The 26,693-nt window shown below is 72.1% G+C and carries 19 protein-coding genes and 1 pseudogene; 10 read left to right on the top strand and 10 right to left on the bottom strand.

Annotated elements, in window-relative coordinates; genetic code table 11:
• Positions 1 to 24: 24 nt before the first annotated feature.
• Entirely contained in the window at positions 25 to 1,092 is a 1,068-nt protein-coding gene (locus ACZ601_RS08050) for a mechanosensitive ion channel family protein (protein ID WP_469534460.1), read from the bottom strand.
• A 356-nt stretch (positions 1,093 to 1,448) separates the two neighbouring features.
• Here ACZ601_RS08050 and ACZ601_RS08045 point away from each other — a divergent pair, with 356 nt between their 5' ends.
• Positions 1,449 to 1,985, top strand: coding sequence for an HNH endonuclease (locus ACZ601_RS08045; protein WP_073738992.1), 537 nt, complete (start codon positions 1,449 to 1,451; stop codon positions 1,983 to 1,985).
• 8 nt (positions 1,986 to 1,993) lie between these two features.
• On the opposite strand, the pseudogene ACZ601_RS08040 reads toward ACZ601_RS08045, so the two are convergent.
• Both ACZ601_RS08040 and ACZ601_RS08035 read right to left on the bottom strand, forming a co-directional pair.
• Positions 1,994 to 2,308: pseudogene (locus tag ACZ601_RS08040) on the bottom strand (PadR family transcriptional regulator); the annotation flags it as partial.
• A 30-nt stretch (positions 2,309 to 2,338) separates the two neighbouring features.
• Positions 2,339 to 5,338, bottom strand: a complete 3,000-nt coding sequence (locus ACZ601_RS08035) for a beta-N-acetylglucosaminidase domain-containing protein (protein ID WP_469534457.1) — start codon at positions 5,336 to 5,338, stop codon at positions 2,339 to 2,341.
• A 311-nt stretch (positions 5,339 to 5,649) separates the two neighbouring features.
• Here ACZ601_RS08035 and ACZ601_RS08030 point away from each other — a divergent pair, with 311 nt between their 5' ends.
• The 6 genes from ACZ601_RS08030 to alc all read left to right on the top strand — a co-directional run bounded on the left by ACZ601_RS08030 (position 5,650) and on the right by alc (position 11,678).
• Positions 5,650 to 5,922, top strand: coding sequence for a hypothetical protein (locus ACZ601_RS08030; protein ID WP_440578276.1), 273 nt, complete (start codon positions 5,650 to 5,652; stop codon positions 5,920 to 5,922).
• Complete coding sequence (gene malQ / locus ACZ601_RS08025) at positions 5,923 to 8,100, top strand: 4-alpha-glucanotransferase (protein WP_469534454.1); 2,178 nt, start codon at positions 5,923 to 5,925, stop codon at positions 8,098 to 8,100.
• 71 nt (positions 8,101 to 8,171) lie between these two features.
• Positions 8,172 to 8,405, top strand: a complete 234-nt coding sequence (locus ACZ601_RS08020) for a hypothetical protein (protein ID WP_242436896.1) — start codon at positions 8,172 to 8,174, stop codon at positions 8,403 to 8,405.
• Between the two features lie 167 nt (positions 8,406 to 8,572).
• Positions 8,573 to 9,538: a DMT family transporter gene (locus tag ACZ601_RS08015; RefSeq protein ID WP_469534449.1), complete on the top strand. Its 966-nt coding sequence runs from the start codon at positions 8,573 to 8,575 to the stop codon at positions 9,536 to 9,538.
• A gap of 9 nt (positions 9,539 to 9,547) precedes the next feature.
• On the top strand, positions 9,548 to 10,468 hold the full coding sequence (locus ACZ601_RS08010; RefSeq protein WP_469534446.1) for a LysR substrate-binding domain-containing protein: 921 nt from the start codon (positions 9,548 to 9,550) through the stop codon (positions 10,466 to 10,468).
• 64 nt (positions 10,469 to 10,532) lie between these two features.
• Positions 10,533 to 11,678, top strand: a complete 1,146-nt coding sequence (gene alc, locus ACZ601_RS08005; protein ID WP_469534443.1) for an allantoicase — start codon at positions 10,533 to 10,535, stop codon at positions 11,676 to 11,678.
• A gap of 88 nt (positions 11,679 to 11,766) precedes the next feature.
• Here the strand turns inward: alc and pepN (ACZ601_RS08000) are convergent, their stop codons facing one another.
• The gene (pepN, locus tag ACZ601_RS08000) at positions 11,767 to 14,343 is read right to left on the bottom strand and encodes an aminopeptidase N (protein WP_469534440.1); all 2,577 of its coding nucleotides are present in this window, start codon (positions 14,341 to 14,343) and stop codon (positions 11,767 to 11,769) included.
• 114 nt (positions 14,344 to 14,457) lie between these two features.
• Here pepN (ACZ601_RS08000) and ACZ601_RS07995 point away from each other — a divergent pair, with 114 nt between their 5' ends.
• Positions 14,458 to 14,958 carry a DUF1203 domain-containing protein gene (locus tag ACZ601_RS07995; protein ID WP_469534437.1) on the top strand — a complete coding sequence of 167 codons (501 nt, stop codon included), beginning with the start codon at positions 14,458 to 14,460 and terminating at the stop codon, positions 14,956 to 14,958.
• Positions 14,959 to 15,066: 108 nt separating this feature from the next.
• On the opposite strand, the gene ACZ601_RS07990 is transcribed toward ACZ601_RS07995, so the two are convergent.
• The 4 genes from ACZ601_RS07990 to pepN (ACZ601_RS07975) all read right to left on the bottom strand — a co-directional run bounded on the left by ACZ601_RS07990 (position 15,067) and on the right by pepN (ACZ601_RS07975) (position 23,788).
• Positions 15,067 to 16,095, bottom strand: a complete 1,029-nt coding sequence (locus tag ACZ601_RS07990) for an aspartate-semialdehyde dehydrogenase (protein WP_440577936.1) — start codon at positions 16,093 to 16,095, stop codon at positions 15,067 to 15,069.
• 187 nt (positions 16,096 to 16,282) lie between these two features.
• Positions 16,283 to 19,594, bottom strand: coding sequence for a S8 family serine peptidase (locus ACZ601_RS07985; protein WP_469534434.1), 3,312 nt, complete (start codon positions 19,592 to 19,594; stop codon positions 16,283 to 16,285).
• Positions 19,595 to 19,781: 187 nt separating this feature from the next.
• A complete protein-coding gene (locus tag ACZ601_RS07980; protein WP_469534431.1) occupies positions 19,782 to 20,849 on the bottom strand; it encodes a hypothetical protein in 1,068 nt (355 codons plus the stop codon).
• Positions 20,850 to 21,190: 341 nt separating this feature from the next.
• Positions 21,191 to 23,788 (bottom strand): aminopeptidase N, encoded by a 2,598-nt coding sequence (gene pepN / locus ACZ601_RS07975; RefSeq protein WP_469534428.1) that lies wholly within the window; start codon positions 23,786 to 23,788, stop codon positions 21,191 to 21,193.
• A gap of 134 nt (positions 23,789 to 23,922) precedes the next feature.
• On the opposite strand from pepN (ACZ601_RS07975), the gene ACZ601_RS07970 reads away from it, so the two are divergent.
• Positions 23,923 to 24,573 (top strand): mycothiol-dependent nitroreductase Rv2466c family protein, encoded by a 651-nt coding sequence (locus ACZ601_RS07970; protein WP_469534425.1) that lies wholly within the window; start codon positions 23,923 to 23,925, stop codon positions 24,571 to 24,573.
• A gap of 68 nt (positions 24,574 to 24,641) precedes the next feature.
• On the top strand, positions 24,642 to 25,100 hold the full coding sequence (locus tag ACZ601_RS07965; protein WP_469534420.1) for a GNAT family N-acetyltransferase: 459 nt from the start codon (positions 24,642 to 24,644) through the stop codon (positions 25,098 to 25,100).
• A 27-nt stretch (positions 25,101 to 25,127) separates the two neighbouring features.
• Here the strand turns inward: ACZ601_RS07965 and ACZ601_RS07960 are convergent, their stop codons facing one another.
• Both ACZ601_RS07960 and ACZ601_RS07955 read right to left on the bottom strand, forming a co-directional pair.
• A complete protein-coding gene (locus ACZ601_RS07960; protein WP_469534418.1) occupies positions 25,128 to 25,667 on the bottom strand; it encodes an NUDIX hydrolase in 540 nt (179 codons plus the stop codon).
• Between the two features lie 51 nt (positions 25,668 to 25,718).
• Entirely contained in the window at positions 25,719 to 26,684 is a 966-nt protein-coding gene (locus ACZ601_RS07955) for an aldo/keto reductase (protein ID WP_469535268.1), read from the bottom strand.
• Positions 26,685 to 26,693 lie beyond the last annotated feature (9 nt).

Raw genomic sequence — 26,693 nt, 5'->3', positions numbered from 1 at the left:
GTTGGCCGGTATCCGGCGGCCGCGCTACTTCGAGATGTTCGGGGGCTGGACTATCGGGGTCGCCGCCAGGGACTGCGGCGAGCTGGCGGAGGCGTACGCGGACGGGGCGGCCATCCCGGCCGTGGGATCGGCTGCCGCGGCCTCGTCGGCCTGGGCCGGGACGCCGCCGATCATCCGGATGCCCGCCTCGTCGAAGGCGCGCTTGATCCGCCAGCGCAGCTCGCGCTCCACGCCCACGGACTGCCCCGGCATCGTCTTGGCGGTCACCCGGACCGTCATCGAGTCCAGCAGCACCGTGTCCAGGCCCAGGATCTCCACCGGACCCCACAGGCGCTCGGTCCACGGGTCGTCCTTGGCCATCAGCTGGGCGGCCTCCGTGATCACCGTACGGACCTGGTCCAGGTCCTCCGTGGGGCGCACGACCACATCGACGCCCGCGGTGGACCAGCCCTGGCTGAGGTTGCCGATCCGCTTCACCTCGCCGTTGCGGACGTACCAGATCGCACCGTTCTCGCCGCGCAGCTTGGTGACCCGCAGGCCGACCTCGATGACCTCCCCGGAGGCGACGCCCGCGTCGATGGTGTCGCCGACGCCGTACTGGTCCTCCAGGATCATGAAGACGCCGGAGAGGAAGTCGGTGACCAGGTTGCGGGCGCCGAAGCCGAGCGCCACCCCGGCGACCCCGGCGGAGGCCAGCAGCGGGGCCAGGTTGATCTGGAACGCGCCCAGGATCATCAGGGCGGCGGTGCCGAGGATCAGGAACGAGGCCACCGAACGGAGTACCGAGCCGATCGCCTCCGAGCGCTGGCGGCGGCGCTCCGCGTTGACCAGCAGCCCGCCCAGCGCGGTGCCTTCCACCGCCTGTGCGCTGCGGTTCATGCGCTCGATGAGCTTGGTCAGGGCACGGCGGATCGCGATGCGCAACACGATCGCGATGGCGGCGATGAGCACGATCCGCAGACCGGTGTTCAGCCAGGTGGACCAGTTCTGCTCCACCCAGCCCGCGGCGTTGCCTGCCTGCTTGGCGGCTTCGTCCAGCGAGCCACCTGGCTCGGGTGACTGGGCGGCGGCCAACAGGGCGGACAGGGACACGGCGAAACCTCCAGTTGGGCGAGCGCTGACCAACCACACTAACGGGGCATCGGGCGTGCTCCGTTGCCGTGATCCGGGGGAGAGACGCGTCTCACCCGGGGATATGGAGGAGGTAAAGGACCCGGTCGGCGGCGCCCCGTGTGGCCGATCGCACACCGGGTGCGGCGGCCGGCGGCAGGGCCCCCGAAGCGCCTGTTCCGTTGCCATTCCGCCGCCGGGACGGCACGGGCGGGAAGGAAAATCCTTCCGGCCCGTTACCCGGACGTGGTGGCGCTTTGACCAGGCCGGAGGGGAGACTGAGATCGGATCGTCCCGGCGCGAGCCACGCGCCGCCGGCGTACAAGGAGGCATCAACCGTGCCGCACGTCCTGGTTCTCAACGCGTCGTACGAGCCGCTCGGCGTCGTACCGCTCCGCCGCGCGCTCGTCCTCGTCCTGGAGAACAAGGCCATCTGCCTTGAGGAGTCCGGCGCCCTCATGCACAGTGCCACCCGTGCCGTTCCAGCCCCCAGCGTCGTCCGCCTGAAGCGGTTCGTGCGCGTCCCCTACCGGGGCCCCGTCCCGCTGACCCGCCGGGCGCTCTTCGCCAGGGACGGCGGGCGCTGCATGTACTGCGGCGCCGCGGCGACCAGCGTCGACCACGTCATTCCGCGCAGCCGGGGCGGGCAGCACGCCTGGGAGAACGTGGTGGCGGCCTGCCGCCGCTGCAACCACGTCAAGGCCGACCGTCACCTGCCCGAGCTCGGCTGGCGGCTCCACCAGCCGCCCGCCCCGCCGACCGGACTCGCCTGGCGGATCATCGGCACGGGCCACCGCGACCCGCGCTGGCTGCCCTATCTGCAGCCGTTCGGGGCGGACGACGCGATGGCCCGGATCGATGGCATCTCCGCCTGAGCTCCGGGCGCGAGGACCGTGCTGAGGCCGGCCCCGGGTGTGATCTTGAGCCGGGTCAGTTCGTGCATCCGAGCCATGTGCGCGGCGCGCTGGGCCTGGAGGTAGGGTGCCGGTCCGCAGTGCGGCCGCCGCGACGAGGACCGAGGTGACGGCCTTGGCGAAGATCTCGTTCTCACGAAGGGCGCGGGCGGCGCGCTCTCGCCGGCCCAGTGAGCGAGCTCGCGCGCCCTCGTCCGTGGACCGGTAGAGGGTGCGCTCGGGACCGCCGTCGAATCGGTCCCTTCGACCCAGGCCAGGCCGTCCGGTACCAGGCGTTGCAGGGTTGCCGCGCGGCTCAGGGGGTGTTGCCGTCGCTACTCCGCGACGGCGTACGCCTGGACCGACCAGAGCGAGTAGCCGTACTCGGTGGCCCGCCCGTCGCCCTGGATCCTGATGAACCGGGTGTCCTTCGCGTCCATCCGGACCGACTCGTGGCCGCCCCCGCCCTCGCGGACGGTGGCCGCGGTGCGCCAGGTGCGGCCGTCCGCGGAGACCTGTACGCGGTAGCGGGAGGCGTACGCGTCCTGCCAGTCCAGCACCACCTGTCCGACCCTGACCGGGGCGGGCAGCTCGGCCTGCCACCAGGCGCCGTCCTCCGCGGGGGAGGACCAGCGGGTCTCCGGGTCGCCGTCCGACGCGGCGGACGCGGGGAAGTCCGCCGTCTCGTCACCCGAGGAGGAGGCGGTGGCCGTGCGCAGCAGATCGGGGCCCGCGGTGCGCGGGAAGGCCCGGACGGTCAGGGTGGTCTCCTCCGCGCCGAAGGAGAACGGCACCTCGTACTCGCCCGCCGGGGTGTCCGCGGGCACGGTGATCTCCACGGGCACGTCCGTACGGGAACCGCGCTGGACGGTCGTCTGCTTGGGCAGCCGCACCTTGATGCCCTTGGGGGCCTTGGCGGTGAGCGCGCCCTTCACCTCGGCCGGGCGGCCGGGCGAGAGCCGGGCCTCGACCCGTTGCGGCTTGCCGCCGATCTCGGCGTCCGTCGCACCGTGCGCGAGGTCGAGCCGGGCCGCCGGCTCGTCGCCGAACCACGGCACCAGCGAGCGCACCCGGGGAGCCGTCCCTGTGGACGGGGCCGCGCCCGCGAGCGGCGGGATGATCAGCGGCGGCGCGCCGGTGACCGACGGGGTGACGGTCGGCCAGCTGATCCGGACCGCGTCGGCCCGCAGGTCCTGGCCCCCGGTCTGGGTCCAGCCGCTCGACGAGAGCGGTCCCAGGCTGTGCCAGCCCTCGCCGGGCACATGGGCCTGGACCGTCGCGTCCGCCGGGGTGGCGCCGTCGCCCGGCACGGCGGTCGCGGTGACGGCCGCCAGCGGACGGGCCCGGTCCAGGCGCACCGTGTAGCTGCCCTGCGCCTCGGTCACCGTGCCGTTGTCGCGGTCCGCCCCGGTCCAGGCGTCGGCCTCCTTGCGCGCCCGGTCCAGGAACGGGCCGAGCACCCCCTTGCCGACCGTCGCGCCGCTCCCCTTCACGGACCTGCTCACCGGCTCCAGGGCCAGTGACGCCTGCCAGGCGGCCGCCCCGTCGCCGCGTGCCTGGGCCTGGAGCAGATCGACGGCCAGCTCGCCCGCCCTGCCGTACCGGGACAACTGCTCGGTCCACGGCCGCACTTCGTCGTCGAGCCGCCCGTCGGCGAGCCCGGCCAGCCGCTGCGGGGTCTCGCGCATCACGGTGAACGCGGAACGCAGCCGGGCCGCCGCCTTGTCGCGCGCCCCGGCGTCCGTCCCGCCGTGGGTCTTCCAGAACGCGGCGAGCAACGGCTTCAGGTACGCCGATTCGTCGCCGCCCAGCACGGAGGCCGCGCTGTTCCCGGCCAGGGCGCGCAGCGCGTCCCGGCTGCCGGGGTCGGTGCCCGCGAGGTCGTCGATGGCCGCCTGCCAGGACTGCTGCGGCTGGTACCCCTTCGGGTTCCAGGCGAAGTCGGCGGCGGTGAACAGCGGGATCCGGGAGGCGGACGGCTGCTCCATCGCATTGGCCAGCAGCGCGGCGGAACCGATGGCGACCGCCGGGTCGCGGCCGGTGTACGGACCGAGGAAGATCCGGTCCTGCGCGTAGTCGTTGACCGGGTAGTTGTCCATCGTGACCAGCGGATGGCGGAACGTGGCCCGCGCACCGGCCAGTTCGCCGCCGGTGATGGTCCTCGGCACCACCCCGACACCGGTCCAGGCGACCTGCACCCGGTCGTCGAGCTCCTTGGCGAGTTCGGTGCGGTAGTCGGTCGCCCCGTCCTGGTAGAACTCCGTCGGCATCATCGACAGCGGCTGCGCGTCCGGATGGCGCTCCGCGAGGTGCTGGGCCACCGCGCTCACCACGCGGGCCTGCGCCCTGGCCGCCGCGCGCGGTCCGTCACCGAAGGCGTCGGCGTCGGCCGAGCAGTGCCATTCGCTGTAGCTGACGTCCTGGAACTGCACCTGGAAGGCCCGCACCCCGAGCGCCCACATCGCGTCGATCTTCTTCGTCAGCGCCTTCACGTCGCGCTCTGAGGACAGGCACATCGACTGGCCGGGTGCCACGGCCCAGCCGAGCGTCACGTGTTCTGCGGCGGCCCGCTCCGCGAGCGCGCGGAAGTCGGCGCGCCGGTCCGCAGGGTACGGGTCGCGCCAGCGGGCCTGCCGGTAGGGGTCGTCGCCCGCCGCGTACAGGTACCGGTTCTGCTTGGTGCGCCCCATGAAGCCGAGCTGGGAGAGGCGTTCGCTCTGGGTCCAGGGCTGCCCGTAGAAACCCTCGGTCATCCCGCGCACGGCACTGGAGGGCCAGTCCCGCACGGTGGCGCCGGCGACGCTGCCGCCCCGGATCAGCTGACGCAGCGTCTGCACCGCGTGGAACAGCCCGTCCTCGCCCAGGCCGTCCAGCGCGACGGTGTCACGGCCCGCGACGTGGCCGGCCGCGATCCGGTAGCCGCCGGCGGGCAGATCGCCGCGTTCCGGGGCGCGCAGGGTGCGCAGCGCGTCCAGGGCTCCGTCGCCGCCGAACCGGATGACGGGGCCGCGCCCCGGCAGGGATGCGTGGACCGTCCGCACGCCCGCGTCGCGCAGCACCTCGCGGAGCGCGGTGACGGCGTACGGGTCGGCCTGCGCGTCGGCCACCAGGGTGACCTCGCCGGACAGCGGGACGGCGGAGCCGGACGCCTTGATGCTCTGCGGCCGGGGCCACACGGTGGGCAGCGCGCCGTCGTCCGTGCGGTCGGGGGTGCTGGAGACGGGCGTTCCGGGCGGCGCGGGGGCGGCGAAGGCGGCCGGGGCTCCGGTGGAGAGGAGCCCGCCGAGCACGGCCACGGCGACCGCCGCCGCCTGCTTCCCGCGACTGAGCCGCATGCCCGTTCTCCCCTCGCTCCCACTGGTGGGCTCCGAGCCCACCACCCGCGCGCGAGGGTGTCAATGTGCGTGGTCGTTGTGGTGCAAATGCCCGTTGTGGCGGATGGGGTGGGGTGGGTGTGGCTGAGGCGGCGTCACGCGAAAGATGGCGCCGAATGGCCGAAAACGACGGACGTCTTACGGGGAATCCGTCTCCGGGGAACGGATTGTGACCCAGAGCACGTTGAACTCGTTGTCATAACGCCTACGTCTGCGGACGCGTCCGCTGGGTAGGTCTGCTGTGTCCTGCTCTCCACGGCCAGGAGGCCACCATGCCCGCTGCCGCGCAGCTCCTGCTCTCCGCCCTGACCAAACAGGTGCCGGGACCCGCCCCGCTGATCAGTGCGTGCCCCGCCACCCTCCCCGGCCCCGGACCGCTCACCAGCGAGGCTCCGCTGGCCGACGCCATACCGCTGACCAGCGAGCCCCCGCTCGCTGACGCCACGCCTCTGACCAGTGAGCCCCCGCTCGCCGTCCTCGCCCCGCTGACCAGCGAGCCGGCTTCCTCCGGCAGCGCTTGGGGCATGGAGTCCCCAGGAGTCTGAATGGGCCTGTCCCGGCTCGCCGCACTGCACGGCGTCGCCACCTCGTACTCCCCGTCCGCCGACGCCACGGTGCCCGTCCCCGACGGCACGGTCGTCGCGGTGCTCGCCGCGCTCGGTGTCGACGCCGCCACGCCCGAGGCGGTTCAGGAGGCGCTCGCCGCCGCCGAGTCCGCGGCCCGCTCCCGGCTGCTCCCGCCCACGCTCGTGGTGTGGACCGGCGAGCCGCTGCCCCCGGCGCTGACCGCGCTGCCCCCCGGCACGGAGCTGACCGTCCGCCTCGAGGAGGCCGTCCGCCCGGAGGAGCCCCGTCCCGTCCGGCCGGCCCGGATGCGGACCCCTTCCAGGGACACGGCTCCGACCGTTTCCGGCCAACCCCCCGGCGCGGTGGCCGTCTCCGGTCGAGCGCCCGGTCGAGCGCCCGGCGCGGTGAGCGGTGCGCCCGCGCCCGGCTGGTGGACCGAACCCCCGCTCGGCGTGCACCGGCTGACCGCCCGCGCGCCCGAGCAGCCCGCGGAGTCCTGCACGCTGATCGTCGCCCCGGCCCGCGTCCCGCAGCCGCCGCGCGGCCACGGCTTCCTCGTACAGCTCTACTCCCTGCTCTCCGCCCGCTCCTGGGGCATGGGCGACCTCGGTGACCTCGCCGACCTCGCGTCCTGGTCCGGACGGTGCCTCGGGGCCTCCTTCGTCCAGGTGAACCCGCTGCACGCGGCGGTCCTGGGCAGTCCCACCGACCCCTCCCCCTACCGCCCGTCCTCGCGGCGCTTCCCCGACCCGGTGCACCTGCGCGTCGAGTCCGTCCCGGAGTACGGGCACGCCTCGGACCGGGCCGCGCTCGACGATCTGCGCAGCCGGGCCGCGGAGCTCAGCGACGGCGTCCTCAACAAGGGCGCCCTGATCGACCGCGACGCCGTCTGGGAGCTCAAGCGGCAGGCCCTCACCATCCTCGCCGCCGTCCCCCTCACGCCCGGCCGCCGCGCCGAGTACTGCGACTTCCTCGCCCGGCAGGGACCGGCCCTGGAGGACCACGCCCTGTGGTGCGCCCTGGCCGAGGTGCACGGCTCCGACTGGCACAGCTGGCCGGCCGGGCTGCGCGACCCCCGCTCCCGGGAGACCGCCCGCGCCAGGGGCGAACTGCTCGACCGGGTCGACTTCCACTGCCGGCTCGCCTGGCTGACCGACACGCAGCTGGCCGACGCCCAGCACGCCGCCCGGGACGCCGGGATGGCCGTCGGGATCGTCCACGACCTCGCGGTCGGCGTGCACCCCGGCGGCGCCGACACCTGGGCCCAGCAGGACGCCTTCGCGCACGGCATGTCCGTCGGCGCGCCGCCGGACGCCTTCAACGCACGCGGCCAGGACTGGGGCCTGCCGCCCTGGCGCCCCGACGCGCTGGCCGCCTCCGGCTACGCCCCGTTCCGGGGTCTGCTGCGCGGCATCCTCGGCCGGGCCGGCGCCCTGCGCATCGACCACGTGATGGGCCTGTTCCGGCTCTGGTGGGTGCCCGAGGGGCGCCCGCCCACCGAGGGCACCTATGTCAGCCAGGACGCCGAGGCGATGCTCGCCGTCCTCGTCCTGGAGGCCCACCGGGCGGGCGCCGTCGTCGTGGGGGAGGACCTCGGCACCGTCGAGCCCGGCGTCCGCGAGGCGCTCGCCCGCCGGGGCGTCCTCGGCACCTCCGTCCTCTGGTTCGAGCGGGACTGGGCGGGCACCGGCCGCCCGCTGCCCCCCGAGGCGTGGCGCGAGGACTGCCTGGCCACCGCCACCACCCACGATCTGCCCTCCACCGCCGCCCGGCTGACCGGCGACCATGTGACGCTGCGCCACCGCCTCGGCCTGCTCACCCGCCCACTGGACCAGGAGCGGACGGAGGACGGCGCGGACACCGCGGAGTGGCTCGGCCTGCTCTCCCGGCTCGGCCTGCTCCCGGAGGGCGGTGGCGACGAGGAGGCGGCCGTCCGCGCCGTCCACCGCTTCCTGCTGCGCACCCCGGCCCGGATGACCGGTGTCTGGCTGCCCGACACGGTCGGTGACCGCCGCCCGCAGAACCTGCCGGGCACCTGGGACGAGTACCCCAACTGGCGGCTGCCCATCGCCGATGCCGAGGGCCGGCCGGTCACCCTGGAGGAGCTGGCCGCCTCCCCCCGGCTGCACCGGCTGATGGAGGTGTTCAGGGCCTGACCGGCGCCCGGAAGGCCCCGTACGGCACCCCCGGGCGCGCGGCCCTCGTAGCCGTTCGCTACGTTTGCACCGTGGACAAGAAGAACGCTATGCGCGCCGGCGCGGTCGCCGCCGGAACGACGCTGATGATGCTGCTCATGACGTCCCCCGCGCTCGCGCTCACCCGCGACGACGGCGACGACCCGGGTCCCGGCCTGAGCGTGATCGACACGATCGGCCTGTTCGTCGTGGCCCCCCTGGTGCTGTTCGGGGTCATCGCCGGTCTGGTCATGGTCCTCGACAAGTCCAAGAAGCAGCAGGCCTGACACCCGGCCGCGCGGCAGACAGGGCCTGCGCGGCACCCATAACGTCCCAGGGCGTCCCGACGTGCGCGAGCGCGCCGGGGCGCCCTGTCGTGCGTCCGCGAGCCGTTCACTTCGCTCATCGTTAAGTTCTGCTTCATCGAATCATCGAAAGTATTCGATGGACCTGAATGCTCTGCCGGTGTGACGGTTTCTCCGTGACCGACGTCAAAGAGGTTCCCCCGAAAGCGGGACGGCAGGCAGGAGCCCGTTGGGCCTCGGGCACCGGCCTCCTGCTCGCCCTCCTCGCGACGGTCGTCTGGTCCGGCAGCTTCGTCGCCGCGCGCGCCCTGCACGACACCGTCCCGCCCGTCCAGGCCGCCTTCTGGCGCTGGATCGTCGCCGTCGCGGCGGTCGCTCCCCTCGCGGCGCGGGAGACCTGGCGTCAGCGCGCCCTGATCCGCCGCCACCTGGGCTTCGTCACCCTCGCCGCGCTGCTCGGGATCACCGTCTACAACACCCTGGTCAACCAGGCGGGCCTGTCCACCTCGGCCGGCCAGATGGGCATGATCATGGCCGCCTCGCCGGTGGTGATGGCGCTGTACGAACGCCTCGGCGGCCGACGTCTCGGCGGACGCCGCATCGCCGGAATGGCCATCGCCTGCACCGGAGTTCTGCTGCTGGTCGGCAACGGCTCGCTGTCCGTGCACTTCGCACCCGGAGACCTGTGGATGTTCGCCGCCATGCTCAGCTTCGCCTCCTACAGCGCCCTGTTGCGCCGCCGGCCCCCGGAGATCGGCCAACTCGCCTTCCTGCTCGCCACCTTCGTACTGGGCGCGCTGATGCTGGCGCCCGCCTTCGCGGTCAGCGTCGTCGTCCAGGGCGGGTTCGAACCGACGCCCGGCACCGTCGGACCGCTGCTGTACGTCGGGGTGTTCTCCTCGGCCCTCGCGTTCTTCGCCTGGAACCGGGCCGTCGCAATGATCGGCGCGGCGCGGACCGGGATCGTCTACTACCTCCAGCCCGTCTGTGTGGCCGGGCTCTCCTTCGTCCTGCTGGGCGAGCCGACCGGGCCGGGCCGGCTCCTCTGCCTGGCCCTGATCCTCGGCGGAGTGGCGCTGGGGGCGGGCCGGGGCCCGGGACCGGCCGACGGCTAATGTGCGGACATGACCGAGTGGGACATCAAGAAGCTCCGGATCCTGCGGGTGCTGAGCGAGCGCGGGACCGTCACGGCGACGGCGGAGGCGCTCATGATGACCCCCTCTGCGGTGTCCCAGCAGCTCTCGAACCTCGGCAAGCAGCTCGGCGTGCCGCTGCTGGAGGCGCAGGGCAGGCGGGTCAGGCTCACCGACGCCGCCCACCTCGTCCTCCGCCACGCCGAAGTGGTGTTCGCCCAGCTGGAGCGCGCGGACGCCGAACTGACCGGCTACCTGCGGGGCGAGGCGGGGGAGGTGCGGGTCGGCGCGTTCTCGACCGCGGTGCCCGCCCTCGTCGTCCCCGCGGTCCAACTGCTGCGCGCCGACGGCCACCCCGGGCCCGACGTGCGGGTGCGGGAGGCGGAGGCCGCGGAGGCGTACGAGCTCCTCGCGGCCGGTGACGTCGACCTCGCGCTCTCGCTCGCCGCGCACGCCCCGACGGCGCGCGACACCCGGTTCGCCCTGCTGCCGTTGCTCGCGGACCCGCTCGACGTCGCCCTCCCCGTCGGACACAGGCTGGCCGGGGCACCCGGGCTCCGGCTGGCCGACCTCGCCGCGGAGCCGTGGATCTTCGGCGGCTCCGGCCCGTGGTCGGAGATCACCACGGCCGCCTGCGAGGCCGCCGGGTTCGTCCCGGAGCAGGCCCACAGCGCCTCCGGCTGGACCGCGATCCTGGCCATGGTGAAGGCGGGCATGGGTGTCGCGCTGATCCCCCGGATGGCCTCCGCCGAACGCCGCAAGGGCGTGGCGCTACGGGTGCTCGGCGCCGATCTGCCCCGGCGCCATGTGGTGGCGGCGGTGCGGCAGGGGGCGGAGACCGGTCCTGCGGTGGCCCGGGTGCTGGCCGCGCTCAAGGAGGTCAGCGCCGCACGCGAAGCTTCGTTCAGCTGAGCTGAATGAAATGTGCGAAAACTTTCGATGGACCTGATCGATGGGTCTGTACGACAGTGGGCACATGAGCTTCGACGCGAGCGAGACCCCCGCCCTGGACAACGACCCCCACGCCAATGACGCGGCCCCGTACGGCGGCGGTGACCCGTACGCCGACTACCGCACCACGGACCTCCCCTTCACCGAGCTGGTCGACCTCGCGGACCGGCGCCTCGGCGCGGGCGTGATCGCCGCCAACGACGAGTTCTTCGCCCAGCGCGAGAACCTCCTGCTCAGGGAGCGCGCGGTCTTCGACCCCGAGCACTTCGGCCACAAGGGCAAGATCATGGACGGCTGGGAGACCCGCCGCCGCCGGGGCGCGGACGCCGCCCACCCCTTCCCCGCCCCCGAAGAGCACGACTGGGCCCTGATCCGCCTCGGCGCCCCGGGCATCATCCGCGGGCTCGTCGTCGACACCGCCCACTTCCGCGGCAACTACCCGCAGCGCGTCTCGGTCCAGGCGACATCGGTCCCGGGCTCACCCAGCCCCGAAGCGCTCCTCGCGGACGACGTCAAGTGGGACGAGATCGTCCCGCAGACCCCCGTACGCGGCCACGCCGCCAACGGCTTCGAGATCACCGGCGACCGCCGCTACACCCACATCCGCCTCTGCCAGCACCCCGACGGCGGCATCGCCCGGCTGCGCGTGCACGGCGAGGTCGTCCCCGACCCGTCCTGGCTCGCGGCGCTCGGTACCTTCGACCTGATCTCGGTCCTGAACGGCGGAAGCTACGAGGACGCCTCCGACCGCTTCTACTCCTCGCCGACCCAGATCATCCTGCCCGGCACCTCACGCAAGATGGACGACGGCTGGGAGAACCGCCGCCGCCGGGTCCGCGACACCAACGACTGGGTGCGCTTCCGGCTGCCCGCCCAGGGCGCCGTCCGCGCGGTCGAGATCGACACCGCCTACCTCAAGGGGAACGCGGCCGGCTGGATCGCCCTCCAGGGCCGCAACGGCGAGACGGGCGAGTGGTTCGAGATCATCCCCCGCACCCGCCTCCAGCCCGACACCCTGCACCGCTTCCCGCTCCGCGCCCAGGCCGTGGTCACCCACGTCCGCCTGGACGCCTTCCCCGACGGAGGGGTGGCCCGGATGCGGCTGCACGGCTCGCTGACCGAGTCCGGCGCGGCGGCCCTGGCGGCCCGCTACGAGGAGTCGGGCGCGTAACACCGCTCCGGCAGAACATGCTCCCGCCCGGCGGACGGCTGCGCTACAGCGCCTGCCCGCCGGGCGGTTTCCATATATCCGGCGAGGGTCAGGCGGTCGCCGCCGCCTCGTCCGCCGCACGGGCCTTCAGCGCCCGCTCGACACCCGAACGGGACTCCGACATCAGCCGGCGCAGGGCCGCGCCCGGCTCCGCCGAGGCCAGCCAGGCGTCCGTGGCGTCCAAGGTCTCCTGGGAGACCTGGAGCGCCGGGAACAGACCGATGGCGACCTGCTGGGCCATCTCGTGGCTGCGCGAGTCCCAGACGTCCTTCACCGCGGCGAAGAACCGCTCCGTGTACGGCTCCAGCAGCTCGTGCTGGTCGGTCTGGACGAACCCTCCGATGACCGCCTCCTGGAGGGAGTTCGGCAACTTGTCGGACTCGACGACCGAGGCCCACGCCTCCGCCTTCGCCTCCTCTGTGGGCCGCGCCGCACGCGCGGAGGCCGCGTGGCGCTCGCCCGCCGCCGTCCGGTCGCGCTCGTACTCGGCGGCGATCTCGTCCTCGTCCAGCAGCCCCGTAGCGGCCAGCCGCTGCACGAACGCCCAGCGCAGCTCGGTGTCGACGGCCAGGCCCTCGATCACCTCCGTGCCGTCCAGCAGCGACTGGAGCAGGTCGAGCTGCTGCGGGTTGCGGGCCGTGGCCGCGAAGGCACGCGCCCAGGCCAGCTGGTGGTCACTGCCCGGCTCCGCCGCGCGCAGGTGCGCGAGCGTCGCCTCTGTCCACTGCGTCAGCCCCGCCTCGCGCCACTGGGGCGCCGAGTACAGGTCCAGCGCCATCTTCACCTGGCGGTGCAGCGACTGGACGACGCCGATGTCCGACTCCTTGCCGACCCCGGACAGCACGAGCGACAGGTAGTCCCGGGTGGCCAGCTCGCCGTCCCGGGTCATGTCCCAGGCGGAGGCCCAGCACAGGGCGCGCGGCAGCGACTCGGTGAAGTCGCCCAGGTGCTCCGTGACGACCCGCAGCGACTCCTCGTCGAGCCGGACCTTCGCGTACGAGAGGTCGTCGTCGTTGAGCAGCACGACGGCCGGGCGCCTGGTGTCGGCCGGGAACGGCACGGCGGTGCGCTCCCCGTCGACGTCCAGCTCGATCCGGTCGGTGCGGACCAGCTTCCCGGCCTCGTCGAGGTCGTAGCAGCCGATGGCGATGCGGTGCGGCCGCAGCGTCGGCTCGCCCTTCGCCCCCGCGGGCAGCGCGGGCGCCTCCTGGAGCACGGCGAACGAGGTGACGTTGCCGGCGGCGTCCGTCTCGATCTCCGGGCGCAGGATGTTGATGCCGGCCGTCTCCAGCCACGCCTTCGACCAGGTCTTCAGATCGCGGCCGGAGGTCTTCTCCAGCGCGCCCAGCAGGTCGGAGAGGCGGGTGTTGCCGAAGGCGTGCGCCTTGAAGTAGGCCTGCACGCCCTTGAAGAACTCGTCCATGCCGACGTACGCCACCAGCTGCTTCAGGACAGAGGCGCCCTTGGCGTACGTGATGCCGTCGAAGTTGACCAGGACGTCGTCCAGGTCACGGATGTCCGCCATGATCGGGTGCGTCGAGGGCAGCTGGTCCTGCCGGTACGCCCAGGTCTTCATCGAGTTGGCGAACGTGGTCCAGGAGTGCGGCCACTGAGAGCCCTCGGCGTACGACAGGCAGGCGATCGAGGTGTAGGTGGCGAACGACTCGTTCAGCCACAGGTCGTTCCACCACTCCATGGTCACGAGGTCGCCGAACCACATGTGGGCCAGCTCGTGCAGGATCGTCTCGGCCCGCGTCTCGTACGCCGCGTCCGTCACCTTGGAGCGGAACACGTACTGGTCGCGGATGGTGACCGCGCCCGCGTTCTCCATCGCGCCCGCGTTGAACTCCGGGACGAACAGCTGGTCGTACTTGGCGAAGGGGTACGCGTAGTCGAACTTTTCCTGGAACCAGTCGAAGCCCAGCCGGGTCACGTCGAAGATCGCGTCCGCGTCGAGGTACTCGGCGAGCGACGGGCGGCAGTAGATGCCGAGCGGGACGCTCTGCCCGTCCTTCTCGTAACTGCTGTGAACCGAGTGGTACGGGCCGGCGATCAGCGCGGTGATGTACGAGGAGATGCGCGGCGTCGGCTCGAAGGACCAGACGTCGTCCGTGGGCTCCGGCGTCGGGCAGTTGGAGATCACGGTCCAGCCGGACGGGGCCTTCACGGTGAACCGGAAGGTCGCCTTCAGGTCGGGCTGCTCGAAGCTCGCGAAGACGCGGCGCGCGTCCGGCACCTCGAACTGGGTGTAGAGGTACGCCTGCTGGTCGACCGGGTCGACGAACCGGTGCAGGCCCTCGCCCGTGTTCGTGTACGAGCAGTCGGCGACGACCTTCAGCTCGTTGGAGCCCGCCGCCAGATGCGCCAGGGTGATGCGCGAATCGCGGAACACGGCCGCGACGTCAAGGGGCTTGCCGTTCAGCTCGACCTCGTGGACGGCCGGGGCGACCAGGTCGATGAAGGTCTGCGCCCCCGCTTCTGCGGAGTCGAAGCGCACGGTGGTGACGGACCGGTAGGTCCCGCCCTCCTGCGCTCCGGAGAGGTCGAGATCGATCTCGTACGCGTCCACGGTCAGCAGGCGCGCCCGCTCCTGTGCCTCTTCGCGGGTCAGATTCGTGCCAGGCACGCGGTCATCTCCTTGATGTGTGATGTTTCCGGTCATCCTTCCACGTGACCCGCGCTCAATGCGATGTCCGTTTTCCGCCGGACCGTACCCGGTGGACCGGGCCACTCTCTCCGTATGACCAGTTACGAGGCACGCGCGATCGAAGAGGCCGCGCTCAAGGAACTCCGGGAGACCGACGACGCGGGACGCCCCTGCGTCCCGTACACCGCCACGGACGCGGGCAGCCCGCTACGGTGCTGCCTGCGCGGCAACGAGACGGGGGAGCGGATCGCCCTCGTCTCCTACGCCCCGCTGCGCCGCTGGGCGGCCGCGGCCTGGGCGAGGCCCGGGGCGTACGACGAGCAGGGCCCCGTCTTCATCCACGCCGAGGAGTGCGGCGGCCCGGCGCCCGGCCGCACCGGCTATCCGTTCTCGCGGGCGGAGGCGCTGCGGACGGTGCGGCGCTACGACGGGGACGGGCGCATCGTGGGCGGCCGGCTGCTGGAGATCCCGGCGCGGGAGGAGGAGGGCTTCGACGAGGCCTTCGCGGAGGCGTTCGCGGACCCTGCGGTGGTGCTGGTGCACGTCAGGGCGGTGGAGTACGGCTGCTGGCACTTCGAGGTGAGGCGCCCCTGATTGCCCCCGGGGCGCGGAAATTCAAGCCCGTCCGGCGATTGAGGACAAGGGGTCCCGGGGCCTGCCCCGGGACCCCTTGTCCTCAATCGCCGGACGGGCTTGGTGCGGTCAGCCAGCGAGCTCCGCCGCCACCAGCTCCGCGATCTGGACCGCGTTCAGCGCCGCGCCCTTGCGCAGGTTGTCGTTGGAGACGAAGAGTGCGAGACCGTGCTCCACGGTCTCGTCGGCCCGGATGCGCCCGACGAACGACGCGTCCTGCCCGGCGGCCTGCAGCGGCGTGGGGATCTCCGAGATCTCGACGCCCGGGGCGGCCGCGAGCAGCTCGTACGCGCGCTCCACGCCGATCGGCCGCGCGAACCGGGCGTTGACCTGGAGCGAGTGGCCGGAGAAGACCGGCACCCGGACACAGGTGCCGGACACCTTGAGCTCGGGGATCTCCAGGATCTTGCGGGACTCGTTGCGGAGCTTCTGCTCCTCGTCCGTCTCGAAGGAGCCGTCGTCGACGATCGCGCCGGCCAGCGGCAGCACGTTGAAGGCGATCGGACGCTTGTAGATGTCCGGCTCGGGGAAGTCGACGGCGCCGCCGTCGTGGGTGAGCTTGTCGGCCTCCGCGACGACCTTGGAGACCTGGCCGTGCAGCTCGGCCACGCCGGCCAGACCGGAGCCGGAGACCGCCTGGTAGGTGGCGACGGTCAGCGCCTCAAGGCCGGCCTCGTCGTGCAGCGGGCGCAGCACCGGCATGGCGGCCATCGTGGTGCAGTTCGGGTTGGCGATGATGCCCTTGGGGCGGTCCGCGATCGCGTGCGGGTTGACCTCGGAGACGACCAGCGGGACCTGCGGGTCCTTGCGCCAGGCGGAGGAGTTGTCGATCACTACGGCGCCTTGGGCGGCCACCTTCTCGGCGAGCGCCTTCGACGTCGCGCCGCCGGCCGAGAACAGCACGATGTCCAGGCCGGTGTAGTCGGCGGTGGAGGCGTCCTCGACGGTGATGCTCCGGCCCTCCCACTCGATCGTGGAGCCCGCGGAGCGCGCGGAGGCGAACAGCCGCAGCTCGTCGGCCGGGAACTTCCGCTCGGCCAGGATCCTGCGCATGACTGTGCCGACCTGACCGGTGGCGCCGACGATTCCGACCTTCACAGGAACTCCTTCACGCGTACGAGCGGCACGGTTGCCGCTCCATCATGCGTATGTCCATGGCTTCCTTGTCCAATCCATTGTCCGGTTGGCGGACGGGGAGCGGACAGGCGCGCACAGCGCGGTGGGGCGGGCGCCCGTTGAGCGCCCGCCCCACTGTCGTACGGATCACATGTTCAGCCCGATGCCGTTACGGCGTGACCTTCTCGATCACGACGCTGCCGGTGCCCGCCGCGGTGCCCCGGGCGTTCACCAGCTGGACCTCACCGAAGAACTGCCGGCCCTCGGGGGCCGCTCCGGCGACCGCGACCTCGGCGCTGACCTGCGCCGACGCGCCGGCGGCCAGGTTGACCGCCTTCGACTCGTCGACGGAGAGGGTGCCGAGCGACGGCGAGTAGTACACGTCGCGGTAGTCGTACTCGGTGGTGCCGGCCGGGACGTCGTAGCCGTCGACGACGACCGTGTACGTGCCGGCGGCCGGCTTCACCAGGCTGACCGACTCCTCGGAGCCGGCCGTGGTGGAGGCGCCCACCTGGGCGGAGCCCCGGTAGACGTACAGGTCGAGGTCGGCGTTGGCGTCCGCGGTGTTCCCGATGGCGATGTCGAGCTTCTCGACACCTTCACCGATGGTGACCGTGGTGGTCTTCTCGTCGCCCGTGGAGATCGACGGGCGGTCGACTGCGGCCGAGCCCAGCGAGCCGCCCTTGAGCTTGCCCTCCAGGGCGCCCGCGTTGTTGGTGACCGTCCAGTCCACCGTGGCCGGGGTGCCGATCTTCGCCTCGGGGATGGTCTGCACCGCCGGGTCGAAGGAGGCGCCGAGCAGCGAGACATCCAGCTTGTACGGGTTGTCCAGCAGCGGCGACGTACGACGGGCCTCGACCTCGATCTCCCAGACGCCGGCCTGCGGGTCCGGGTACGAGCGCACGTCGGGGCGGCAGGTGTTGGCCGGGTTCTCGTAGTTCGGGTAGCAGAACGGCGTCCCGCTGTCCTCCACCGCGACCCCGTACGGGTGGATGGAGATGAAGCGGGTCTGGCTGCCCGAGCGCAGGGCGCTCATCGCGACCTCAAGGGTCTTGGCGCCCTCCGGCACGGTCACGAAGTACGACGTGGTGCCGTTGCGCTGCACCGAGCCGGACGCCTTGTACGCGTAGCCCGGCTTCGTCAGCTTCTTGGAGACGACGACGGTGGCCAGGATCTGCTGGTCGACGCCGGAGGTCTTCGCGTCGTCGACCTGGAGGATCGCGCTGTGCACGCCCGCGCTGCCCGGCTTCGCCTGGACCTTGACCGTCACCGGCTTGCCGAGCGGCAGCGAGACCTTCTTGGAGCCGAGCAGCGAGAAGGTGCCGTCGTTGTACTTCCAGGACAGCTTGTGCTCGACCTTCTTGTCCGGGCCCGTGGTGCGGGTGACCGTGACGTCGTACGACTTCTTCTGACCGGCCTTGAGGCCGCCCTCGCGGTCGTACAGACCGGTGCCGAAGCCCGGGTCCTTCAGCGCGAAGTCGATCGCGGTGTCGACCGGGGCCCTGACGGTGTACTCGTGCGCCGGGGCACCCTGCTTCTTGATCTGCTTCCAGGCGTCGATGATGTCGATCAGACCGGCACCCTGGGCGTGCGCGGGCACTCCCTTGATCTGGGTGGCGGTGCTGGTCAGCGCGGTGCGCAGATCGGCCGGAGGCAGCTCGATGTGCTTCTGCTTCGCGGCGGACAGCAGCAGCGCGGTGGCGCCGGCGGCCTGCGGCGAGGCCATCGAGGTGCCCTGGAGCATCGAGTAACCGGCCGGGAGGGAGTAGCCCGCCTCGGCGACCGGGGAGCCGGGCAGCCAGGTCTGCGTCGAGTTGATCGACGCACCGGGCGCCGTCAGCGTCGGCGTGAAGCCGCCGTCCTCACGCGGACCGCGCGAGGAGAAGGGCAGCATGTCGTACTTCTTGGTGACGGCCGAGCCGTAGTTCGCGGCCCAGGTCTCCTTGGAGATGGACGCGCCGACCGAGATGACGTGGTCGGCCAGGCCCGGGTCACCGATGGTGTTGACGCCCGGACCGTCGTTGCCGGCCGAGATGACCAGCTGGACGCCGTAGATGTCGACGAGCCGCTTGTACAGCTCGGAGCGGGCGTTGTTGCCGTCGTTCAGCGGCGGCAGGCCGCCGATCGACATGTTGACGACATCGACACCGCGGTTCACGACGAGGTCGATCATGCCCTCGGTGAGCGCGATGTTGGTGCAGCCGCCGTCCCAGGTGCAGGCGCGCGAGGAGACGATCTTCGCGCCGGGCGCGGCACCGTTCATCTTGCCGCCGAACAGGCCGTTCGCGGCGGTGATGCCCGCGACGTGCGTGCCGTGCTCGGACTCGATGACCCCGATGGAGACGTAGTCGGAGGTGTCCCCGGCGGCGTTGTAGACGACGCCCTTGCGGTTCTCCACGACGAACGGGATGCGCTCGACGACGTCGGTGCGCGGGTTGTCCTTGCCGAAGTAGGAGACCTGGTGCTTCTCCTTGTACGGCTTCATGACGGTGTCGTCGCGGAAGTCCGCGTTGTTGTTCAGGTCCACCCGGGTGGTGCCGGTGACCGGGTCGTACAGCACGGCCCACACATCGGTGGTGTCGCCGTCGCGGTTCAGGTCGCCCGCCATGTCGCCGCCCTTGGTGGCGGCCTCCGCGAACAGGCTGATCCGGTACTTGCCCTTGGGCGCGGAGTAGGTGCGGCCCTTGTAGGTGAAGGTCGGGCCGGACACGGCGTCCGTCATCCGCAGCCAGGTGCCGTCGCCGTCACTGACCGGGTCGGTGGCCGTCACCCAGTCGGTGATCTTGCGCTCGCCGGTGCTGGTCTTCTGGAGCGCGGGGTGACCGAGGTCGACGCCCGCGTCCAGCACACCGATGGTGATGCCCCGGCCGTCGGCCTTCGGGTTCTGCTTGACGAAGTCGACCGCACCCGTCTCGAACGACGGGTTGTACGGGTTCTTCGCCGGGGTCTTCTTGTTCGGCGCCGCGTAGCTGCCCGTCGACTTCGCCTTGGCCTTGCTGCCGGTCGCCCGGTCGGCCGTGGGGGTCGGGTCGTCCAGCATGATCTCCTGCTTGAGATCGATGCCGTGGACGGAGGTCAGCTTCGAGGCCGCCTTGATGGTGGCCTCCGCGCTCGCGGTCGGCACGGTCGCCCGTACGTAGCCGAGCTTGTCGTACGCACGCCCCAGCACGGAGCCCTTGACGGCGCCCAGCTGCTTGCTGACCTGCTCGGTCGCACCGGGTGCGGTGGCGACCATCATCGTGATGTTCTTCTCGCCCTTGGCCCGCGCCTTGGCGAGCACATCGGCGTCGGCCGTGCCGAGCTTGTCCGCAGAGGCGTCGCCGGTGGCGGCCTTGACGGGAGCGGTGGCCGGGTCGTCGGCGGCGAAGACGGGGGCGACGCCGGTGGCGGCCAGTGCGGCCACCAGACCGGCGGCGGCCGCGACTCGGGCCACGCGTCTCGCGCCGGGTATGTAACCGGGGGATTCGGAGGTCATCAGCATCCCTGTATGTGAAAGAGAGAGTCCGGAAATCGGTACCGGATGACCGCTCACCCTTTCGTAAATGACAGGGGTTTGTGGAGACTTGGGGTGGGCGAGTTGTGTACATGGCGGAATCCCGCCACTGGTACCGAAGTGCCAGGTGGGACGAAAAGGTGGATACGTGGCGCCCGGGAGGCCGCGGGGCGGCTCACCGGGGCAGGATCACCACATACGCGGCCGGCTCCCGCGCGGCCGCCGCCATCAGCGCCGTCCGCACCACGACCGCCTGCTGCTCCGGCGCCTCGCGCAGCTTCCGGGGGGAGAGGTGGACGACGGTGACCCCCAGTCGCTCCAGGTGCTCGCGCCGGTCGGCGTACGCGGACCACTCCGCCTCGTGCTCCTCCTGCCGGCGGTCGTCGTCGAGCCGGCCGTACCGAGGGGCTCTGGTGTCCAGTTCGAGGGCGACCGCCTCCTCGGGCCAGTAGGCGTCGACCCCGCCCAGGTGCGGGCCGCCGGGCAGCCGCAGGTCCACGTTCCACAGGGGCTCCGGCAGCTCGTACCCCCGCACCAGGCCGTACAGCCGGTCCTCCGCCAGCGCCCGGCCCTCCGCGAGCAGCGAGTCCACCGCGTTCACCACCTGGGGGCGGTCCAGCACCTTGGCCCGGTTCAGCTCGCCCACGACGACGGCCGGTTCGCAGTGACCGTCGCGGACCGCCTCTGTGAGCAGCCGGCGCACCGCGAAGGCGTCGCCGATCCCGGCGACGGCGTCGGCCAGCGCGCGGGCCACCGGCGCCACCGGCAGCCCCTCCAGCACCTCGGGCTCCGGCAGTTCCGGCGTCCGCACGAGATGCGCGTACCGCACGGAGCGCAGCCGGCGGGCCCGGGGCACCAGCACGTCGATCCGGTCCAGCGAGACGGCGGGCGGCGCGGCGGCGAACCCGTGCAGCGACAGCGCGGCGAGCCCGGTGACCATCGCCTCGCCGTACGCGGGATCGGTGCCACCGGTCCGCGCCGGCGCGGACCGCCGGCCGGAGACCGGCGGGCGTCCCGCGTACAGCAGGGCGGACCGCAGCCGCTCCCGGCCGCTGAGCGGCCCCGGGTGCAGCACATAGACACCGGGCAGCGGCTGCTGCCACGGACCGCCGGTCCGGCACTGTCCGGTGGCCTGTGCGGCGGAGATGCCCCGTGCCTTCAACTGGGCTGCGGACAGCACGTGTTGCCGTACATCGGAGGTGATGCGGAGGTGGCAGGGAGAGGACGGGGTGTTCTGGGTCATGCTCCGGGGTATCCCGCGCGCCGCCGGGGCCGTAACCCCTGTTACAGGTCCGTCGACATTCCAGGACAACGCCGTCCTAAAGTACGGACGTTCGACAACCGAAAAGGCCCGTACCGCCAGGGATTGCGGCCCCTCCAGGGGGAGTGCGCCACCACCACCGAGCGCCCGGCGCGCACGCCGCGCCCAACCCACGGCCGACGGATTATGAGTCCGCTGCTCTCAACTGGCCCGCACCCGGCGAACCCCAGCCCGTCCGGCGTTTGAGGACGGAACCCTCGCCGAGGTGCCGGGCACCACGGCAAGGGCCTCACGCCGGACGGACCGGACAGGCCGCTACCGGCTCAGACCGCTCCGCCGTCACACGCCTGCGCGCGCAGCCCCCGGTCGAGGTCGTCGCGGGCCTCCAGCACCAGCCGCCGCAGCGCGGGCGCCGCGTCCGGGTGCGCGGAGAGCCAGGCGTCCGCCGCCGCAAGGGTGGAGGCGTCGCCCTGGAGCGCCGGGAACAGGCCCTTCACCACGGCCATCCCGATCTGGATCGACCGCTCGGCCCACACCCGCTCGATGACCTCGAAGTACTTGGCCGCGTACGGCGCCAGCAGCTCCCGCTGCGACGACTGCGCGAAGCCCAGGATCGTGGCCTCCACCAGCGCGTTGGACAGCGCGTCCGACTCCACGACGCCCGCCCAGGCCTGCGCCTTGACGGCGGCCGAAGGGCGCGAGGCCAGGCAGCGCACCTGGTGGCGCTTGCCGGACGCGGTGTCGTCGCGGGCCAGCTCGGCGCCGATCACCGACTCGTCGGCCAGTCCGTGCGAGGCCAGCGGGGACAGGAACGCCCACCGCAGCTCCTGGTCGACATCGAGTCCGTCGATCCGGGCCGTGCCGTCGAGCAGCCCAGAGAGCAGCTGGAAGTCCGGCTTCGAGGCGGCGACCGCCGCGAAGAACCGGGCCCAGGCCAGCTGGTGCTCGCTGCCCGGCGCCGCGAGCCGCAGCTCGCGCAGCGCGCCCTCGGACAGCGCCCGGCCGCCCTCCTCGCGCCAGTCGGGCGCCGCGTAGTGCACCAGCGCGGTCCGGGTCCAGGCGTGCAGCATCTGCAGCACACCGATGTCCGTCTCCCGGCCGGAGAAGTCCAGCACCAGCGAGACGAAGTCGCGGGCCGGCATCAGCCCGTCCCGGGTCATGTTCCACAGCGCGGACCAGCACAGCGCCCGCGCGAGCGGGTCCGTGATGTCACCGAGGTGCGAGCGCAGCGTGGTCAGCGACACCTCGTCGAAGCGGACCTTGCAGTACGTCAGGTCGTCGTCGTTGACCAGGATCAGCTCGGGCCGCTCGGCCCCGGCCAGCTCCTCGATCACCGTGCGCGGCCCCGCCACGTCCGCCTCGGCCCGTGCGTAACGCACCAGGCCGCCCTCGGTGTCGCGCCGGTACAGGCCGACCGCGACCCGGTGCGGGCGCAGTTCCGGGTGCGATTCGGCCGCCTCCTGGAGGACCGCCAGTTCGGTGATCCGGTCCGAGGCGTCGTACGTCACCAGCGGGGTCAGCGAGTTGACGCCCGCCGTCTGGAGCCAGGCGCGCGACCAGCCGGTCATGTCCCGCCCGGACGTCTCGGCCAGCACGGAGAGCAGGTCGCCCAGCTGGGTGTTGCCGTACGCGTGCTTCTTGAAGTAGCGCCGGGCGCCCTCCAGGAACGCGTCCCGTCCCACGTACGCCACCAGCTGCTTGAGCACGGAGGCGCCCTTGGCGTAGGTGATGCCGTCGAAGTTGAGCTTGGCGTCCTCCAGGTCACGGATGTCGGCCGTGATCGGGTGGGTGGACGGCAGCTGGTCGGCGCGGTAGGCCCAGGACTTGCGGTTGTTGGCGAAGGTGATCCAGCCGTCCTCGAACCGGGTCGACTCCACCATCGCGAACACGCCCATGAAGTCCGCGAACGACTCCTTGAGCCACAGGTCGTCCCACCACTGCATGGTGACGAGGTCACCGAACCACATGTGCGCCATCTCGTGCAGGATGACGTTGGCCCGGCCCTCGTACGCCGCCTTCGTCACCTTCCCCCGGAAGATGTACTCCTCGCGGAACGTGACACAGCCCGGGTTCTCCATCGCGCCGAGGTTGTACTCGGGCACGAACGCCTGGTCGTACTTCCCGAACGGGTACGGGTAGTCGAAGTTGTCGTGGAAGAAGTCCAGGCCCTGCTTGGTGATCAGGAAGACGTCGTCGGCGTCGAAGTGCTTGGCCAGTCCCTTGCGGCACAGCGCGCCGAGCGGGATCTCCAGCTTCGTCCCGTTCTCGAACGTCCGGCTGTAGGAGTCGGTCACGTAGTGGTACGGACCGGCCACGACCGCCGTGATGTACGTGGAGATGGGCTTCGTCTCGGCGAACCGCCACACCCCGCCGTCCCGGGACTCCTCGGCGCCGTTGCTCCACACCGTCCACGCCTCGGGCGCCGTCACCCGGAAGCGGTAGGGGGCCTTCAGATCGGGCTGCTCGAAGTTGGCGAAGACGCGCCGCGCGTCCGCCGGCTCGTACTGCGTGTACAGGTAGACCTCGCCGTCCTCCGGGTCGACGAAGCGGTGCATGCCCTCACCGGTGCGGCTGTACGCGCACCGCGCGTCCACCACCAGGACGTGCTCGCCCTCCGCCAGATCCGCCAGCGCCACCCGCGTCCCGTCGAAGACGGCCGCCGGGTCCAGTGCCGTGCCGTCCAGCGTCACCGAGGTCACGGACGGCGCGATCAGGTCCGCGAAGGTCGACGCACCGCCGCGCGCCGCGCGGAACCGGATCGTGGTCAGCGAGCGGAACGTCCGCGGACCGGACTCCGGGCCGCCGTCCCCGTCGGGCTCACCGAGGGCGGACCGGACGTCGAGCTCGACGTCGTAACCGTCGACGGTCAGCAGCTCGGCCCGCTCGCGGGCCTCGTCGCGGGACAGGTTTTCACCGGGCACGGGCACACTCCTTTGTGTCACGTTCGAATACTTTGATCCTCCCATGCCGCTTCCCGGCCGGGCATGCGGGAATGGCCGGAGCGTCCCTCGGTGTTCTCGCGCACAGATGGAGATCGGTCCGCCTGAGGAGAGACATGTCTGAGAACAGCACGGCAACCCGCAAGATCCCCGCCGATTTCTGGTTCGACCCGCTCTGCCCCTGGGCCTGGATGACCTCCCGCTGGATGCTTGAGGTGGAGAAGGTCCGCGACGTCGAGGTCCGCTGGCACGTGATGAGCCTGGCCGTACTCAACGAGCCCCGGCTGGACGAGCTGCCCGAGGAGTACCGCGACCTCCTGGAGAACAAGGCCTGGGGCCCCGTCCGGGTGGTGATCGCCGCCCAGCAGAAGCACGGCGACGACATCGTCGGCCCGCTCTACACGGCGCTGGGCACCCGCTTCCACAACCAGGGCGAGGGCCCGACCCGCGAGGCGATCGTGGGCGCGCTGGAGGACGTCGGCCTGCCCGTCGAGCTCGCGGAGTACGCCGACTCGGACGCCTACGACACCGAGCTGCGCGCCTCACACCAGGAGGGCATCGACAAGGTCGGCCAGGACGTCGGCACCCCCGTCATCGCCGTGCCCGGCGCGGACGGCGAGCAGGTCGCATTCTTCGGCCCGGTCGTCACCCCGGCCCCCAAGGGCGAGGACGCGGCGAAGCTGTGGGACGGCACGCTGCTCGTCGCGTCGATCCCCGGCTTCTACGAGATCAAGCGGACCCGGACCGCCGGGCCCGACTTCTCCTGACCGCGAGGGTGCGGGCCCCGTGCGCCGCGGGGCCCGCACCCGGCCCACCGAGCGAGACGGAGATCCGGATGAAGGTACGGCCCGCACGCCCCTCAGAGGCCGCCGAACTGACCGAACTCGCCCTGCGCTCCAAGGCGTACTGGGGATACGACGAGGAGTTCCTCGCCGCCTGCCGCGCCGAACTCACCATGGAACCCGACGGCATCGGCCCCCGCCGGACCTCGGTCGCGGAGGAGGACGGCCGGGTCCTCGGCTTCACCACCCTGGAAGGAGCGCCGCCCACCGGAGTGCTCGGCATGATGTTCGCCGAGCCGGACGCGGTCGGGCGCGGAGTGGGCCGGCTGCTCTTCGGGCACGTCGTCACCGAGGCCCGCAGGCTCGGGTTCGCCCGCTTCACGATCGACGCGGATCCGAACGCCGAGCCGTTCTACCGGGCGATGGGCGCGGTGCGCGTCGGCGCGACGCCCTCCGGATCGATCCCGGGCCGCGAGCTGCCGCTGCTGGAGTTCACACTCGCGTCACGCTGACCTCCTGCCGCGGAATCGAACTCTCGTTCAGGTTGGGCGGCAGCCCGTCGAAGGACAGCTGCGGCCGCCGTCGCGCTCCTCGTCCACGTCGAAGTCACCCAGGTGCACGGGCGGGCCGCTTCCCCCGGTGAGCACCGGGGGAAGCAGTCCGCCCATCCCCGTCGGATGGACGGTCTCCGAGGTGGTGCGCAGCTCGTCCACGGTCCACCAGTGATGGCCGTACGAGCCCTCGTCGGTCGCCACCCGCATCCCCGACACCTCGGCGGCCGTGACCCGGACCGGGCGGTACTCCTCGTACTGGTCGAAGTGCCGGCCGTCCACCCCGAACCGGATCTGCCGGGTCCAGACGACCGGGCCCAGCCGGGCGGCGGCCAGCTCCAGCGCGGTCTCCTCGCGGACCTCGCGCAGCGCCGCCGCCAGGTAGTCCTCACCGGCCTCCACCCCGCCGCCGACCGTGAACCACCAACGCGCCCCCACCCGGCGTGGATCGCGGCCGCACAGCAACAGCAGCCGGTCGCGCTCATCCGTCAGCAGGAGCCGGGACGTGTACCGCTTCCGTATCGCCATGGGCCAGGACCCTACCCAGGACCTCCGGGACTCCTCTGAGCCCGGCGCGGCTCAGGCGTAGAAGTCCCGCTGCCACCGGTGCTCGGCCAGCACGGCGAGCTGGGCCTCGGTGAGGGAACGCCCGTCGCTCAGCGCGGTGTTGCGCTCCACGTTGCGCACGCTGCGCATCCCGGGGATGACGGTGGAGACCGCGGGCGAACTCAGTACGAACCGCAGCGCGTGCTCCGCGACGGCGTCCGGCCCGATGCCCAGGTCCGCGACGATCGCCGCCACCCGGTGCTCGACCTGGGCCGGGCGGTCGTCCCGGAAGTAGCGGTTGCGCCAGTCGCCCTCGGGGAACGTCGTGCCCGCGGTGATCCGGCCGGTCAGCCCGCCCTCGTCCAGGGCGACCCGGACGATGACCCCGACACCGTGCTCCTGGCAGGCGGGCAGCAGTTCGTCGGCCGGTGACTGGTCGAACACGTTGTAGATGACCTGCACGCTGTCCACCGCACCGCTGCGGACCAGCGCGAGCGCGCTCTCGGGCCGGTGGTCGTTGACGGAGACCCCGAACAGCCGGATCTTCCCCTCGCGCTTCAGCTCGGTGACCGTCTCCAGCCAGTCGCCGCGCCCCACCCACTCGTCGTGCCAGACGTGGAACTGGAGCAGGTCGAAGTGGTCGAGCCCAGAGGCGCGCAGGCTCGTCTCCAGGGTCGCGCGGATGTGCTTGCCCGAGAACGCCCGCGCCGGGTCCGTGCCGTCGGCCGGGGGCCACACCCCGTTCTCCGGCGGCACCTTGGTCGCGACCAGTACCTCGTCCCCGGACCGCTCCCGCACCATCTGTCCGACGATGCGCTCGCTCTCGCCGTAGCCGCGCGCCGTGTCGATGAAGTTCACGCCGAGGTCGACGGCCCGGTGGAGTGCGCGGAGGGATTCGTTCTCCGTCGCGCCCACCCAGCTGGACTCACCGATGCCCCAGGCGCCGTAGCCGATCTCGGATATCCGCGTTCCACTGCGTCCCAGTTCGCGGTAGCGCACCGTCATCCT

The sequence above is a fragment of the Streptomyces sp. NPDC104307 genome, assembly GCF_055584045.1.
The sequence above is the reverse complement of the archived record's forward strand: the minus strand, read 5'-3'. Positions and strand labels throughout refer to the sequence as shown.

Excerpts from the sequence above, each read along its gene's own strand:
- ACZ601_RS08035 (WP_469534457.1), bottom strand. The coding sequence starts at position 5,338 with ATGCGGCTCAGTCGCGGGAAGCAGGCGGCGGCGGTCGCCGTGGCCGTG.
- ACZ601_RS08030 (WP_440578276.1), top strand. The coding sequence starts at position 5,650 with ATGCCCGCTGCCGCGCAGCTCCTGCTCTCCGCCCTGACCAAACAGGTG.
- malQ (WP_469534454.1), top strand. The coding sequence starts at position 5,923 with ATGGGCCTGTCCCGGCTCGCCGCACTGCACGGCGTCGCCACCTCGTAC.
- ACZ601_RS08015 (WP_469534449.1), top strand. The coding sequence starts at position 8,573 with ATGCTCTGCCGGTGTGACGGTTTCTCCGTGACCGACGTCAAAGAGGTT.
- ACZ601_RS08010 (WP_469534446.1), top strand. The coding sequence starts at position 9,548 with ATGACCGAGTGGGACATCAAGAAGCTCCGGATCCTGCGGGTGCTGAGC.
- alc (WP_469534443.1), top strand. The coding sequence starts at position 10,533 with ATGAGCTTCGACGCGAGCGAGACCCCCGCCCTGGACAACGACCCCCAC.
- ACZ601_RS07995 (WP_469534437.1), top strand. The coding sequence starts at position 14,458 with ATGACCAGTTACGAGGCACGCGCGATCGAAGAGGCCGCGCTCAAGGAA.
- ACZ601_RS07985 (WP_469534434.1), bottom strand. The coding sequence starts at position 19,594 with ATGCTGATGACCTCCGAATCCCCCGGTTACATACCCGGCGCGAGACGC.
- ACZ601_RS07980 (WP_469534431.1), bottom strand. The coding sequence starts at position 20,849 with ATGACCCAGAACACCCCGTCCTCTCCCTGCCACCTCCGCATCACCTCC.
- ACZ601_RS07970 (WP_469534425.1), top strand. The coding sequence starts at position 23,923 with ATGTCTGAGAACAGCACGGCAACCCGCAAGATCCCCGCCGATTTCTGG.
- ACZ601_RS07965 (WP_469534420.1), top strand. The coding sequence starts at position 24,642 with ATGAAGGTACGGCCCGCACGCCCCTCAGAGGCCGCCGAACTGACCGAA.
- ACZ601_RS07960 (WP_469534418.1), bottom strand. The coding sequence starts at position 25,667 with ATGGCGATACGGAAGCGGTACACGTCCCGGCTCCTGCTGACGGATGAG.